At 37.6% G+C, this 14,112-nt stretch carries 19 protein-coding genes and 3 pseudogenes; 2 read left to right on the forward strand and 20 right to left on the reverse strand.

Annotation, left to right across the window (positions count from 1 at the left end; genetic code table 11):
• Window positions 1–49 precede the first annotated feature (49 nt).
• Window positions 50–1,558, reverse strand: coding sequence for a leucyl aminopeptidase (pepA, locus tag ARADI_RS10675; RefSeq protein WP_119712044.1), 1,509 nt, complete (start codon window positions 1,556–1,558; stop codon window positions 50–52).
• Between the two features lie 289 nt (window positions 1,559–1,847).
• Here pepA and lptF point away from each other — a divergent pair, with 289 nt between their 5' ends.
• Window positions 1,848–2,945, forward strand: a complete 1,098-nt coding sequence (gene lptF / locus ARADI_RS10680; RefSeq protein WP_119712045.1) for an LPS export ABC transporter permease LptF — start codon at window positions 1,848–1,850, stop codon at window positions 2,943–2,945.
• Complete coding sequence (lptG, locus tag ARADI_RS10685; RefSeq protein WP_119712046.1) at window positions 2,945–4,021, forward strand: LPS export ABC transporter permease LptG; 1,077 nt, start codon at window positions 2,945–2,947, stop codon at window positions 4,019–4,021. Before lptF ends, lptG begins: the two co-directional genes overlap by 1 nt.
• 220 nt (window positions 4,022–4,241) lie before the next feature.
• Here lptG and ampH read toward each other — a convergent pair.
• From ampH to ARADI_RS10775, 19 genes and pseudogenes are all read right to left on the reverse strand, one after another.
• Window positions 4,242–5,406: pseudogene (gene ampH / locus ARADI_RS10690) on the reverse strand (D-alanyl-D-alanine-carboxypeptidase/endopeptidase AmpH); the annotation flags it as partial.
• A 512-nt stretch (window positions 5,407–5,918) separates the two neighbouring features.
• Window positions 5,919–6,227 carry a hypothetical protein gene (locus ARADI_RS10695; RefSeq protein ID WP_119712047.1) on the reverse strand — a complete coding sequence of 103 codons (309 nt, stop codon included), beginning with the start codon at window positions 6,225–6,227 and terminating at the stop codon, window positions 5,919–5,921.
• Between the two features lie 84 nt (window positions 6,228–6,311).
• On the reverse strand, window positions 6,312–6,827 hold the full coding sequence (locus ARADI_RS10700; protein ID WP_119712048.1) for a hypothetical protein: 516 nt from the start codon (window positions 6,825–6,827) through the stop codon (window positions 6,312–6,314).
• A 261-nt stretch (window positions 6,828–7,088) separates the two neighbouring features.
• Entirely contained in the window at window positions 7,089–7,256 is a 168-nt protein-coding gene (locus ARADI_RS10705) for a hypothetical protein (protein WP_182853195.1), read from the reverse strand.
• A gap of 303 nt (window positions 7,257–7,559) precedes the next feature.
• Window positions 7,560–7,700 (reverse strand): hypothetical protein, encoded by a 141-nt coding sequence (locus ARADI_RS10710; protein WP_182853196.1) that lies wholly within the window; start codon window positions 7,698–7,700, stop codon window positions 7,560–7,562.
• A gap of 12 nt (window positions 7,701–7,712) precedes the next feature.
• The gene (gene sctE / locus ARADI_RS10715; protein WP_119712049.1) at window positions 7,713–9,062 is read right to left on the reverse strand and encodes a type III secretion system translocon subunit SseC family protein; all 1,350 of its coding nucleotides are present in this window, start codon (window positions 9,060–9,062) and stop codon (window positions 7,713–7,715) included.
• A gap of 53 nt (window positions 9,063–9,115) precedes the next feature.
• Window positions 9,116–9,457, reverse strand: coding sequence for a hypothetical protein (locus ARADI_RS10720; RefSeq protein WP_119712050.1), 342 nt, complete (start codon window positions 9,455–9,457; stop codon window positions 9,116–9,118).
• 18 nt (window positions 9,458–9,475) lie between these two features.
• Window positions 9,476–9,697: a hypothetical protein gene (locus ARADI_RS10725; RefSeq protein ID WP_119712051.1), complete on the reverse strand. Its 222-nt coding sequence runs from the start codon at window positions 9,695–9,697 to the stop codon at window positions 9,476–9,478.
• On the reverse strand, window positions 9,694–9,831 hold the full coding sequence (locus ARADI_RS10730) for a hypothetical protein (RefSeq protein ID WP_182853197.1): 138 nt from the start codon (window positions 9,829–9,831) through the stop codon (window positions 9,694–9,696). The genes ARADI_RS10725 and ARADI_RS10730 overlap by 4 nt, the downstream gene beginning before the upstream one ends.
• Before the next feature lie 7 nt (window positions 9,832–9,838).
• Window positions 9,839–10,006, reverse strand: a complete 168-nt coding sequence (locus tag ARADI_RS21045) for a hypothetical protein (RefSeq protein ID WP_369407012.1) — start codon at window positions 10,004–10,006, stop codon at window positions 9,839–9,841.
• A 75-nt stretch (window positions 10,007–10,081) separates the two neighbouring features.
• The gene (locus ARADI_RS21050) at window positions 10,082–10,219 is read right to left on the reverse strand and encodes a tetratricopeptide repeat protein (RefSeq protein ID WP_369407013.1); all 138 of its coding nucleotides are present in this window, start codon (window positions 10,217–10,219) and stop codon (window positions 10,082–10,084) included.
• Window positions 10,191–10,346 (reverse strand): hypothetical protein, encoded by a 156-nt coding sequence (locus ARADI_RS21055; RefSeq protein WP_369407014.1) that lies wholly within the window; start codon window positions 10,344–10,346, stop codon window positions 10,191–10,193. The genes ARADI_RS21050 and ARADI_RS21055 overlap by 29 nt, the downstream gene beginning before the upstream one ends.
• Window positions 10,347–10,505: 159 nt before the next feature.
• Window positions 10,506–11,498, reverse strand: a pseudogene (locus ARADI_RS18325) (EscU/YscU/HrcU family type III secretion system export apparatus switch protein).
• A complete protein-coding gene (gene sctT, locus ARADI_RS10750; RefSeq protein WP_182853199.1) occupies window positions 11,498–12,232 on the reverse strand; it encodes a type III secretion system export apparatus subunit SctT in 735 nt (244 codons plus the stop codon). The pseudogene ARADI_RS18325 and the gene sctT overlap by 1 nt, the downstream one beginning before the upstream one ends.
• A complete protein-coding gene (gene sctS / locus ARADI_RS21740) occupies window positions 12,165–12,533 on the reverse strand; it encodes a type III secretion system export apparatus subunit SctS (RefSeq protein ID WP_182853200.1) in 369 nt (122 codons plus the stop codon). The genes sctT and sctS overlap by 68 nt, the downstream gene beginning before the upstream one ends.
• A gap of 1 nt (window position 12,534) precedes the next feature.
• Window positions 12,535–13,203 (reverse strand): annotated as a pseudogene (locus tag ARADI_RS10760) (EscR/YscR/HrcR family type III secretion system export apparatus protein).
• 92 nt (window positions 13,204–13,295) lie between these two features.
• On the reverse strand, window positions 13,296–13,514 hold the full coding sequence (locus ARADI_RS10765; RefSeq protein ID WP_119712055.1) for a hypothetical protein: 219 nt from the start codon (window positions 13,512–13,514) through the stop codon (window positions 13,296–13,298).
• The gene (locus ARADI_RS10770) at window positions 13,508–13,864 is read right to left on the reverse strand and encodes a hypothetical protein (RefSeq protein ID WP_119712056.1); all 357 of its coding nucleotides are present in this window, start codon (window positions 13,862–13,864) and stop codon (window positions 13,508–13,510) included. Before ARADI_RS10770 ends, ARADI_RS10765 begins: the two co-directional genes overlap by 7 nt.
• Window positions 13,865–13,894: 30 nt before the next feature.
• Window positions 13,895–14,107, reverse strand: coding sequence for a hypothetical protein (locus ARADI_RS10775; RefSeq protein WP_119712057.1), 213 nt, complete (start codon window positions 14,105–14,107; stop codon window positions 13,895–13,897).
• Between the last annotated feature and the right edge of the window lie 5 nt (window positions 14,108–14,112).

The raw sequence follows: 14,112 nt of genomic DNA on the forward strand, positions 1-14,112 counted from the left end.
AGAAAAAGGGCATTGCTTACAACACCCTATTATAAATTCACTGGTGCGATTATTCGTCACAGTTTATATAAGCACGATTTAACAAAAATTGGGCAAGTAAAGCCACCGGGCGGCCTGTTGCTCCTTTTGCCTTTCCTGATTGCCAAGCTGTTCCTGCAATATCTAAATGTGCCCAGTGATACTTAGTAGCAAAATGTTCTAGGAAACAGCCAGCGGTAATTGCACCACCAGAACGGCCTCCTATATTGGCAAAATCTGCAAAATTTGATTCTAATTGCTCAGAAAACTCTTTAGCCAGAGGCAGTCGCCATGCTTTATCGCCGGCTTGCTTAGCAGCATTCAGTAATTCATGTGCTAAGGGATTATGGTTTGACATTAATCCACTATAGTGATTACCAAGTGCAATAATACAGGCTCCGGTTAAAGTTGCAACATCAATTACCACATCAGGATCAAAACGTTCTACATAAGTTAGTGTGTCACAAAGAACCAATCTTCCTTCCGCATCAGTATTAAGGACTTCTACTGTCTGCTCTGACATGGTGGTTAAAATATCACCAGGGCGATAAGCTTTACCGCTCGGCATGTTTTCACAGCCGGCCAACACTGCGGTGACGTTAATCGGCAGTTTTAGTTCAGTAACAAATCGCATAACGCCATAAACAGTTGCGGCTCCACACATATCATATTTCATTTCATCCATGCCATCGGATGGTTTAATAGAAATACCACCAGAGTCAAAAGTTAATCCTTTACCGACCAACACAATTGGTTTAGCCGTTGGATCGTCATTTCCTTTATATTGCATGATCGACATTAGCGATTCGTTTTGTGAGCCTTGGCCTACGGCTAAATAGGCATTCATTGCCAGTTCTTTCATCTGTTCTTCGCCGATCACTTTGGTGGTAAGATTTTCATAATCATCGGCTAATTGACTTGCTTGTGAGGCTAAATAAGCTGCATTGCAAATATTGGGCGGCATGTTAGCCAGATCTTTGGTTGATTTTATACCCAGCGCGACCGCAAGGCCGTGTTGAATAGCGCGCTCGCCATTAGGTAAATCACGGCTTGTTGCGACATTAAAGACAATTTTACGTAATGGCCGTCGTGGGTCGCTCTTATTGCTTTTAAGTTGGTTAAATACATATAATGTTTCTTTTGCAGTTTCTACTGCCTGGCGAACTTTCCAATAATTATTACGGCTTTTTACATGCAATTCAGTTAGAAAGCAGACAGCTTCCATTGAGCCAGTCTCATTCAAGGTATTAATTGTTTTTTGGATAATCTGTTTATATTGACGCTCATCGAGTTCACATTCTTTACCGCATCCAACTAACAGAATACGTTCAGATAATATATTAGGAACATGGTGAAGTAATAGCATTTGGCCAACTTTACCTTCCAGTTCTCCGCGGCGTAGTAAGGCACTGATATAGCCGTCACTGATCGTATCTAGTTGTTCGGCTATAGGGGATAAGCGGTGAGGTTCAAATACCCCAACAATAATACAGGCGCTACGCTGTTTCTCTGGGCTATCGCTTTTTACACTAAACTCCATACATTCTCCTGAATTTTAAAGACAAAGATTAATACTATCACTAAAATTAACGAACAGTATAAATTTACCTTATGAAATAACTGCTTTATGTTAAACTAACCGAATGGTTTAGGATAGTAATAGGTAACGATTAAGCATATTCTGTTTGGTGATCGAATAGTTAATGCTGCATTTATCATCATGATACATTGTAACCATTAAGAAAACCAAAATATTGTACGTAACTGTAACTATACGACGAAGTTAGCTATTTTGCTGCAAAAAACAAATTTTCACAGGTGTAATTAGTGTGATTATAATTCGATACTTAGTTAAGGAAATACTGAAAAGTCAAGTTGCAATACTTTTTATCCTGATTTTAATTTTTTTTAGTCAAAAAACAATCAATATATTAAGTTCAGCGGTTCAGGGAAATATTCCTTCCGATTTAGTTTTTCCTCTTCTGGGGCTTGGAATTCCTGAAATGGCACAATTGATTTTGCCATTAAGTCAGTTTCTCGGCCTGTTGATGACCTACAGCAAACTCTATATCGATAGTGAAATTACTGTCATGCATGCCTGTGGCTTAGGTAAATGGGTATTAGTGACAGCGGCTTTAATTTTGGCATTGTTTACCGCGCTGGTTGCGGCAATAAATGTAGCCTGGATGTTACCCTGGTCGGCAAAATATCAAGAGCAAGTATTAGCCGATGCGAAAGCTAATCTTGGATTGGCTAGTATGGTTGAGGGACAATTTAAAACCACTAAGGATCAAAATATTGTTCTTTATATTAGTGATGTAAAAGGCAAAAATTTTACTGATATTTTTATGGCGCAATTACGCCCGGTTAATAACCAACGTCCTTCCGTGGTGATTGCAGAAAGTGGACGTATCCAAGAGGATCAAAACGGTAATCAAATTGTGGTATTAGATAAGGGAACCCTCTATGAAGGTACAGCACTATTACGTGATTTTCGTATAACGGATTTTAAAGATTATCAGGCGGTAATCGATCATAAAGAAACCGCAGTTACAGGCGATAAAAGCGAGCAAAAGGATATGTTGCAATTGTGGCGTGCTACAGATACTGAATCAAAATCAGAATTTCACTGGCGCTTAACACTAGTCGTTTCGGTACTTATTATGGCTTTGATGGTTGTGCCATTAAGTGAAGTTAATCCCAGACAGGGACGAGTCTTAAGTATGTTACCTGCGATGTTGCTTTATTTAATTTTCTTTTTATTACAAAGTACCCTGCACTCTAATGCTGAGAAAGGTGAAATTGATCCCAGAATAACAATGTGGCTAGTTAATGGGGCTTTTTTGCTATTAGCTATCGTATTGAATATTTGGGATACCGTTTCGATGCCTCGACTACGTGCTAAGTTCTTTAAAGGAGTCACCTGATGTTTGGTGTATTAGATAAATATATTGGGCGTACTATTCTCTCCTCGATCCTAATGACCCTTTTTATGTTGGTTTCATTATCGGGTATTATTAAATTTGTTGAGCAATTAAGAAAAGTTGGTGATGGTGACTATACCACCTGGAGTGCCGGAATTTTTACTTTATTAACCGTTCCGAGAGATGTTGAAGTATTTTTTCCGATGGCAGCACTGTTAGGTGCATTACTTGGATTGGGAACCCTGGCAACCGGTAGTGAATTGGTAGTAATGCAGGCGGCTGGTTTTTCTCGCTTACAGGTTGGGATGTCAGTGATGAAGACCGCGATCCCTTTAGTGATTTTGACGATGGTTATTGGTGAATGGGTTGCACCTGCAGCGGAGCAGTGGGCACGTAACTACCGGGCTGAAAAAATTGTCGGTCGATCGTTAATGGTGACAGATCGTGGGTTATGGGCTAAAGATGGCAATAATTTTATTCATATTCAGCGCGTTATCGATCAAAATGACATAAAAGAAATTTCCATTTACCAATTTGATGCGCAGAAAAAACTGCAAGCGGTCATTTTTGCTGCTTCAGGTCGCTATAGTTCTGATACTCACCAGTGGCAATTGTCGCAAGTAGATAAATCATTGATTAACAATGAAAAGAAAATTACTGGCTCCCAAAGTTTATTGATGGATTGGAAAACCAATCTAAGTCCAGAAAAATTAGGGGTAGTTTCTCTGGAACCTGATTCGTTAGCAATAAGGGGCCTGTATAAATATGTTAAATATCTTAAGGAAAATGGGCAAGAAGCATCAGTCTATCAACTAAGTATGTGGAAGAAAATCCTGTCACCACTTTCTGTCGCTGTTATGATGTTAATGGCACTATCATTTATTTTTGGCCCGCTGCGAAGTGTCGCAATGGGGGTAAGGGTATTGATCGGTATTTCAGGGGGATTTATTTTCTATCTGCTAAATGAGTGCTTTGGTAACCTAAATTTAGTCTATTGTGTTCCTCCTCTGATAGCAGTAATGTTACCTAGTGTATTATTTCTGGGATTTAGCATTTTATTATTAATGCGACGCCAATAATTAGTTTTGACAGCATGGTTAGGTATATTATCAATGCGCTACCATGCTGATAAAAAATTTATTCCTTATTATTCGGCTTAACCATGATCAGGGCTTTCTAGCAGTTTTTTGACCAGATTTGCCGCAAAATCTTGTTTGTTTGTTTGTTTGTTTGGTTGGGTTGGTTGTTTGGAAAGGATTGCTATTGTGATTTATAGTTAACGCGGCAGTTAAATCATTATAACAGACTAAATTTACTGCCTTTTTTGAGTGAAATCACGGCAAATATACTAATACGTTGTTGTGGGATCATGGTCATATAGGTATTAAAACCACCACCACCCGTTTTTTGATAGATTCCGGGAATGCCATCGCGCGGATTCATATAAACCCATCCAAGACCAATACCATCGGCATGTCCTGCGACGTCCATACTTTTAATGTCAGTAAGTATATCGCGAGCGAAATAGATCGCTTGTTCGCGTTGAGTGGTTTTTTACTTACTTGCGTATGGGTTGACAGAAATTGTTGCATCCATCTTTGCATATCAGTTGGTGTTGAATAAACCCCGCCACTACCGGCGGCAGCTAAGGTACTAATACATGGACTGGATTTATAACCGGCCATTATAGGCGAGAACATTGATTGGTAGTTGGTGTAAAGGTGGTATCATACATTTCGGCTGGTAAGGTAATTTTTTTGGCAAATAGTTGCTTATAAGATTTTCCTGCCGCTTTTGCCAAGGCATCAGCTAATAGATCATAAGCCAGATTAGAATAAGCAGCTTTGGTTTCCGGGTAAACATTTAATTTTTGCCTTTTTGAGCCATGTCCAAAGGTTTGATTGGGTTGGCCAAACAAATACTGGCCGGCCGGTTTTACCGCCAGGTTGCTCTCTTGGTAAACCAACTAGTATGATTCGCCAGGTGATATAATCGAATAGGTTATTTTCCATTGTAAATAGGAATATGAGTACCAAAATAGCTGTAGTTTTGTAGGGGATCAGTAATACGTAATTTTTTATCTGCTTCTAATTTGATCATGACTTCACTGGCCATTAGTTTGGTTAATGAAGCAATGCGGATCAGTGAATTAGGGCCCGGTTTTTGTCGCGCTCCGGACGCAGTTTTACCGTAATAGCGGCTCACTATCTGATCATTATCGATGACAATGATTGGCCATCCCTTGTGGATTTGTTTCAGCAAAAATTTGGCTAGCAAAACGATCAACCAAATCGGTGGTTTTTTCTGTAATGGGTTGATGACGATTGAGAATTTCTAGTGCTGTTGGTGAAATTGATGAAGTTTTGGCTGAAGGAAGCTTTGTTTCTGTTGTCGATGACGAGCAACCAGTGAGCGATAAAAATAGTGTCAAGGCTGAAAAGAATTTTAGGCAAAATAGTTGCATTCTTAATAAACCAGTATCAATAAATTTTTATAAACAATCGCCTGATAAATATTTAATTTTTCATTAACGCCTTCATCAGGCAGCAGGAAAAAATAGATTATGTTGTTGATGTTAAAAGTATTATATAATATAATTCTCTAATTATAGAAAAATTGTGAATATAAGCTATAAAACTATTTTATAATGTTTTATTGACAGCACAAAAATCTAATTCTTATAGTGGTTAATATTGAATCGATAAAAGAGTAGCCATAACACACTACTCTTTATTATTTAAATAGAAGCTGGTAAGGGGTTAACGTAAAAAACTTTTGGCGCTATCTAAAACATAGCATTGATGGTACTGCTTAAAATTTTAACGAAGTTATCATTGGCGGCATTATAGCGTTGTGACATTTCATCTAGCATGGCTTAATAATCTTTTTTAGTGGTATTGATGGCGGTATTAACCAGATTGAAACGAGCCAGGGAGATCTCAAGATTATCTTTGGTTAGTTGTTGCAGATTTTTCACTATTCTATAACACGTTCTAGTGGCTTGGTATCAATTTTAATTGTAATACCTTGAGTTAAACTATTTTTGTCGATTTGATCTAAATCGGGCGCTTTAATAAAGGTACTGGTAATTTTTTGCTCAAAGTTTTGACTATAACTTTTCATCATAGCCAATGCTTGTTCTTCAATGTAACACACATCGCTGTCATCGCCAACTATTTTATAACTGCCATCTGCCTGTTGAATAAATTTAATTTCTTGTTGATAAATGATACTGCAAGTCTCTTGCGATAATTTAGTTATTAATTGTTGAAGATCATCCACCATTTTTTGTTGTTTAAAATTGATAAAGTTATCTTTTGAATTTTCGTTAACATAGTTACTGACTTCAGAAAGTAAACCACTAATTTCCTAGAATTTTTCCATACTATTTTTAAATACATCGTGATAACTATGTAGATAATTTTTATTAGCATCTCTAATAGTTTGCTGAATATCATTAAACATCACGATTAATGAGTGATAGCTATTTTCGGCTAATGTGTGTTGCGCCGCTTGCGCGAGTTTTTGTTGGCTAGCGGCTAATAATGCCTGATGTGACTGTTGATAACTTTTTACAACAGGCGCCGGATTTTCATCAGATAATAGCCGGTTAAGGTTAATTTGGCCGTTTTTTATTAATGTCTGATCTTTATTTATTTTTCCATTTATTATATTTTGAATCCCACTGTCTATCTCTCTATTACCATTTGTTATATCGTTTAGCGATCCTTCTATGACATAAAAATAGAAATTTTGTTTGTTTCGCAATTTATCATCTGGCTTAAGGTAAATGAGATGATCTTTTATTATTTCAGGCGGTAAAATAGTCAAACTTGCTGGTAGAATAGGTTGAGTATTGGTTTTGATAAATGCAAATGCAGACACAGTGTTTTTGTGCTCTATACTAGACGAAAACCCGGCAGAATGTGACGTGGAATAATTTATTGCTGTGACCATAAAAATTCTCGTTTCAATCATCGATTATTAAGTACGCGCTAATATTAAGCTCTAATATTGCCTTAGATAGTGGATATAGCTTATTGACTATATTCGATCATTTTATTAAGAATTTGTATCAGTTTGTTTTTACTTCGTCGTTGATATTTTCTTCCGCTGATGGGTCTCTCCAGTGGGATTATTAATTTGTTACTCAGTTTCTAAAATACGTTGGTTACCCTGTTCTTTGATTTGCCCAGAAGCTAGGGGTTGTTGCGCAATTTGGCTGATTGGGTTTGATAAGCTGCTAATAGCATTTCCAGCTATCAGGGAGCTATTTTGTAGATTGCCAATATTGTTGGTGTTTGTTTGTGACAACCCGTTATAATTGATCCCTGCGCCGGCGATTTGTCATTTCCAGACTTAAGGAGCTACCGGCGATAGCACTTATTAATAGTGAACCGGCTTCGGTGTATTTACTATCTTTGACTTTTTCGCTGGATTGTAGGGTGGTGATTTTTAGTAGGTCTCCGTTGTTACGGCTTTTGGCGTTAAGTTCTCTTAATGTAGTGGATATTTTGTTAAACGCTCGATTATCGCTTGCGCATCTTTTTCCACTATTGGTTGTGTAAGTAGCGGTAAATTGGTTTGATTGATTTGCTCTTTGGTTGTCTGTTCAATCTACAGCAGCGCTGTTTTGTTAGCTAAATGCTGAGAGACTAATTTGTCAGAAATTTGATTAGATTCTGTCGTGTTTTTAGCATCCTTTACCGCTATTGATGGAATAAAACTTTTAGTTACTGAAGGAGTAGTAGTTTTCATGGTTAAGTCCTTTTATGCCATAGTGTTTAAATTATGAGTAATATATTTACCGGTATGCAGGCTTTGGCTGCCCATTTCGCCTATTTTACGCATTAACTCAGCGATCGTTTCCATCTCTTTGGCAAAGTTGTCCATTACTTGGCTAAGCAGCTTATCCAGTTGAGCCATTATTTGATTAATGACGGTTAAATCACCTAATCGTTTAATAACATCTACTTCCAGATCAGTGGCGTAGAGATTTAAGGCAGCACTTGTGCTGGCATTGGTAACGGACAGGCCAAGCAGACTTTTTTGCATCGCCGAGGCACTAATATATTGGGCTAATTTATTTTTCATGGTATGAATTAATGCATTATTAATGATTTTATCCAGTAAATTATTGAATGCTTGTTTGATAGCGATAGCAATCATTTTGCTGGTGTTGTTGCTTACCGTACGTGCTAAGTTAGTTAATAGATTATTAATCATTTTGTCCAGCAAGTGATTTAGGGCACGTTTAAATTTGTCAGCGATAATTTTACCGGCTACGCTGGCTAATTTCGCTGAGTCAATGGTGGTGGCAACCATTGTTACTGTAACGGTAATGGTAGCGACAATGTCTGTTATTTCCTTGGTCTGTTTTTTCAGCTCGGCGATTTCACTTTCTGATGCTCCCCGTAATTTAGCTTCGCTAATTGCGATATTGCATAAAAAGTTGGAGATCTCTTGCGCCATTTTCATTATCAACTCACCGACTGGCGCTAATGCTTTATTCATAAAGGAGCCACCTGCTGCCTGGCTGATGGTATCAGCAGCGAGTAGGGCGATGCCGACTGCGGCTAGCACTAGGCTGGTTGGCACCACCGGTAAAGACGGCGGCGACCACCCCAACCGCAGCAATTCGCCAAAAAAAAATTTGGCCGCCAATCGCCAACCATTTGCGCGCTTCTCTTCTGCTTTACGGATTTTTTCATCAATATCCTGCGCTCGTTTTTCTGCCTGAATTTCAGTCATTCGTTGCATTTCTTGCAAAATTTCCCGTTGACTATTCATACTTTCTAGGGTGAGGGAACCGAGCAATTCACGCATTTTGGCCATTAGATAAGTGAGTTTGGAGCTACTTGTCAAATGTTGCGATTCCAGCTCTGTTAAGGTTTTAAAGCTAGCTAGTTTTAAACTGAATAGGCTTTTTTCTGCTTCATCAAGCTGGTTAACGATGTCAGTGTCATTTTTGAGATCAGCCAGTCGAACACGTTGATTTTCGGTATCTCGCACCACGCTTTTGTAAGCGCCTTTGGGCGACTGAGATAGAATATAATTTCCGTTTATCCTCATCCATCGAATAGCCAACAGCGTTATACCATTCGGTATGGATAATACCATATTATCACGCCATTTTTTATTGGTTTGGCTGGTGCTATCGCTAAAGATAGGTTTCAGACGATTACGTTCAATGCCTTGTAGGAATTGAGTGATGGCGAGTTTTTTTGCTTGAGTTCATCAACTGACAGTTTGATATTAGTTAAATCTAACTTAAGCCATGGGAACTCTTGCTCTAACAGGTTGCTCATCTCTTGCCAGTCAGTGAGTCGATTTTTTCCTGCGATAGCTTGCCTAAACTGTTCACTGAGTCCTTGGTTTTCAAACAGATTGGCCAGTGCATTAGTATCAGCCTCGGTTTGTTCATGTAACTTTTGGGCGACATGTAGCCAGCTGTCAATAAAATCATCTCGATACTGGCTGAGATTTTTTTCAATTTTTAGATAGATTTGTTCCACTTTTTTAGCTTGTTGAATCTAATTATTCAATTGTGCTTGAATTTTCCAGTGAGTTAGATTTTCGTGTAGATTTTTAATCTCATTTTTACCGATAAATTGTTGATATTGTTTCATCAATAACAGTAGTTTGGCATTATTATCTACGTTAGATAAAAGATTATCTGCCGGTGGAGTAAGGATAGGTATATCTTTACTAGATTGATTTTGACTGGTGGTCTTTTTTTGTTCGTTTTCAATCACACTATTGACTTGTTGAGTAATTTTTTTTGTAGTGTGGTTAACTGGTTGACTAGATTATTATCCGCAATTATATCTTGCTTTTCGGCAGTAAACGGGTGTGTTTTGTTGGCCGTTAATCGGCTAATTTCTATCATCTTTAGGTCATCCTTGCTTATCATCGTTTGCTAAAGAGCCTGCTAAAAATTTAATGTAGGCTTGTGCTTTATGCTTTAATTCTTGATCGTTGGCATGTTGATAGATTTTCTGAAAACAGTATTTAGTTTTCTCTTTTTCACCGATGATAAGATTACATTGACCACTGTAGAACATCGGGCGATAGTCATTATCACCATGTACATAAGCTATAGCGTAGAGATCAAGCGCTGTTTCATACTGTTTCTGTAACTACTTAACCGCTGCTAATCCCATAATGTAATCGCTATTATTGAAATCATATAAGCAGAGAAAACGAAAAAAAGTCTCAGCTTCTTCCAGTTTACCTTGTTGATAAAAATCATAAGCAAAGCGGTAAACACCATTCATCAGGTATGCCTTCTAAATCTTTTAGGCTGGCGCCTTGCTGAAGGGCTTCTGTCACCAGTTCAGTATACTCATTCAGTTGAGCATTCATGTTATTATCATTTGTTTTGGTCGTATTTTGCTGTTCCATAGCATCTTCTCGCTTTATTTATGACAGAGTAAATGAATTTAAACGGTTTAACTTGCAAAAATCCGCCAAGTTAAAGCGTAAATATTAAGGTTTTTGCTCACGGTTTTCTATCTCTATAGGTGAATTTTCAAGTACTGCAGCCATTTCTACCTGCTTTAACTAGATAAAAATATCAATCACATCCAGTAAATCTTGTTTTACCACGGTTTCGTACAATCGATAGCGGTGATAAATTTGGTGTGCCAGTTTAATGTTACGCACAATTGGGATACCGATCTCTTTGGCATAGGCTTGTACCGCCAGTGCATATTGGTTCGCCATGCGAACTGCCACCAGAGGTAATATGCTATTGTCAGGATCAAAATAAATACCGACGGCAATATGGGTCGGATTGGCTAATATCATTGATGATTTTGCTATTGCTGGTTTAGTTTCAGCGTTGAGTGGTTCTTGATGAGCTCCGCGACCGGCCGATTTCATTTTTGGATTACCTTCATTTTCTTTGTATTCTCGTTTTACTTCATGCTTTTCCATTTTTATATCGTTGTGATGGAGAAAATATTCACACAGGGCATCTAACAACAAAATAGGTAGTGAAAATAGCAAAAAAAAACAAAACAAATTTCAGCGTTAAAATACGTCAATCATAAATAATATGCCAAATCGTTTTTCGTTGGGTGAATAATAGTGTTAATTGATATGATTGAATGAAAAAATAACAACTACTGATAAAAATAGTAATGCTTTGAAAAGGTTTTTGAGCGTTCGTTTATCTACTAGCCTTTTTATTCCTTGCGCGATATCCAGTTTTTTAAAATCTAGTTTAATAGCTTCGGTTGCCAGGATAAATTTTGCTTGGATCAATGATGGGATGATGGCAGCTAATGCCCTGATAAAAATCACTGGTAGGACAGGCGATAAAAATAATGATATTAATGCATTGATAAAACTTTGCTGGTTAATATTGTATGGATTTAACAAAATATACTGATAAAAATAAATAAATTGCTCAAACTCGAGATAAAACCCTAATACACCGATGCCAGCAAAATAGGCACAAGCGGAAACTAAATCTTTGCTTTTAAAGGATTGGCCTTTTTTTGTTGAATCACGTAATTTTTTGGCCGTTGGTTTTGCTGTTTTTTCTGCCATTAGTTACCCACTATAATTATTGATGAAATTGACGGCGGGAGCACTGAAATAAGTGTTTGTGGTAGCGTCGTATTGAACAGAATAAATAGCAGGCTAAAAGCCACGATGCTTTTAAGAGTCAACGTTAAAGAGAATGCGTTTAATTGCGTGCAAAATAATGAATAAACGCCCAAGCCGATTTCTAGTATAAATAGAGCGATTAATATCGGCGCTGATAGGGTTATTGCTAACATAATGAAACGGCTTAACCATTTGCCTAAAGTGAATAAATCAACATGATCAATTGGGCGGCCGATAGGTAATTGTTGGTAACTTTCGGTTATTGTGGCGATGACTTCGAGCATACCGTCTTGATTGAGAAACCATGCAACACAGAACATATTGATTAATGACGCAAGTGAAGAAGATTCAGAACTTGTCGTTGGATCAAGCATATCGCCAATACTGGCTCCCCTTTGATTATCAATGAATTCACCTATTGTTGAGGCTAGCCAAAAAGGTGTCGCCATCAAGATACCCATAGTTAAACCGATAAATAGTTCAACAACAGATAATGCAATGAATTGACTGGTTGATTGCCATGTTGGGATTACTATCAATGGTGATAAACAGAGGGTAAGTAATAAAATGATAATCCCTTTTAAGGATAAATTGGTCAGTATGCGATCACTCAAAAAAGGCAACATAAAAAATAGTAGCGCCAAACGGGCAAAAATTAATAAATAATTGAACAATGAATTTTGTAGTTGCAGATAGAGTTCTATTATTGCGGTCAGATCCCAGAGTGGTGAGACTTAAATTGAACATTTCAGTGGCATAAGCGATCACTTTTTCCGCCAACCAACCGGGTTGCATTAATAAGCAGATAAAAACAGCCACTAGTTTTAAACTAAAAGGTAATATTTGCTCCTGGATCTGGATGACTGTCTGTAATAGTCCAATCAGTAAGCCGATAGCAGTAGCAACCAGCACAGGTAATAATGACAGGATCAGAATCAAATAGAGGCCTTTACTCATTGTATAGCTCATGTACATATTATTTGACCGCCATTAAATCTAAGTATTGCGAAATAAGCCCTTTTGATAATAAAGACCAGCCATCCATCGCGACAAATAAAATCAGCTTGATAGGTACAGATAGGGTAATCGTGCTCATCATCATGCCTAAAGCTAGTAAAATACTTGATACAACTAAGTCAATGACCACAAAGGATAAAAGCCTATAATAAAATACGCTTTTGATTTCACACAGCGCATAGGCGGCTAATAGAGGGATAAAAGCACCATTTTCTATCGAATCATCGATTTGGCTTTCTGGTTGGGGAGTATGTTTTTGCACAGCGACAAAAAAATTAACCAGTTCTGGATCGGCGTATTTACGTAAATAGTAGCGATAATCCTGTAAACTTTCATCTAAAAACTGATCGAGTAACACTGGATCAGCAAAATCATGCGGATTTTGTGTTTGAAAATTAACACTATAGAGATAAAAATTTTTGGCTAATGGGGCCATGATAAATAGTGACAAAATTAAAGCAATCGCATTTAATACCATATTGGACGGTACTTACTGTACCACTAAGGCATTCCTCACCATGACAAACACAATGGAAAACTTTAAATAACAAGTTCCTGCTGCTATCAAAAATGGAAGTAGCGGGGCAATTGACAGCAGGATGATGATAGAAATAGGATTATCTGTCATGGTGGCTAATCTTCTCATTCGGTAGATAATAGGGTGTGTAATTCAACCGCAAGTTGTTCGCCGACTTGGATCAATTCGCCTTTAGCAAAAGGTTAGCCGTTAATTTCCAAAGCGATTGCACAATGTGCATCACGATTAAGTATCAGTTGTGTGCCACTTTGCCAGGATTTTATCGTATTCAAACTAAAGGTCTGGCGTTGTAAGATAAAATCCACTTTCAACGTTAACTGATTTAAATTAAAAATAGTCGCAGAGGATTCAGGGCTGGCATTTTGATCATTCTGATCAGAGACAATAGGCTTTTCTAACATAATATTTCCTTTAGGTTACCAGGTGTAATGAAATAGCGGTAACGTTTCCACGCTAAGAGATATTTGGGGGATTGTTGCAGTAATAAAATATCACCCGTTTGTAAAGTGCGAAAAAGTTGCTGTTTTAATCGGCTATAGCCAATAGAAAATCTGACCTGTAAAGGTAAATTGGCATGGCCATTTTCTTTTAACGATGCAATGCCATTGGTGTCAACAATCAATATCAGGCCTAGCGAACATGTTATTCTAATGGCATCAATCGGCTCTTGCAGACAGGCAAATTGTGTGACTTGAATTTGAAATTCACCTAATTGTGGAATTGAAATAGTGGTTAGTTGTTCTTGTAGCAATCCAATTAGATAGCTGACAGGAATAGAAAGCTAGGGCAGTGGTGTTAACATCGTTAAGTATTGATTAAGTGCGACCTCAATCGGTAAATAAACAGTTAACTGTAATTTCGGTTGTTGTAAAATTAATATGAAGTGGTGGCTATCAGTAACAATTTGTTCGTTGGGGTAATGTGCTGTAAATGCGATAAATAACGCGCTTTTATCTACATATCTGCTGGTTCTAAGTGATAATTTGCCTTTCATGATGA

This window comes from Arsenophonus endosymbiont of Aleurodicus floccissimus (assembly GCF_900343025.1).
GTDB lineage: Bacteria > Pseudomonadota > Gammaproteobacteria > Enterobacterales > Enterobacteriaceae > Arsenophonus.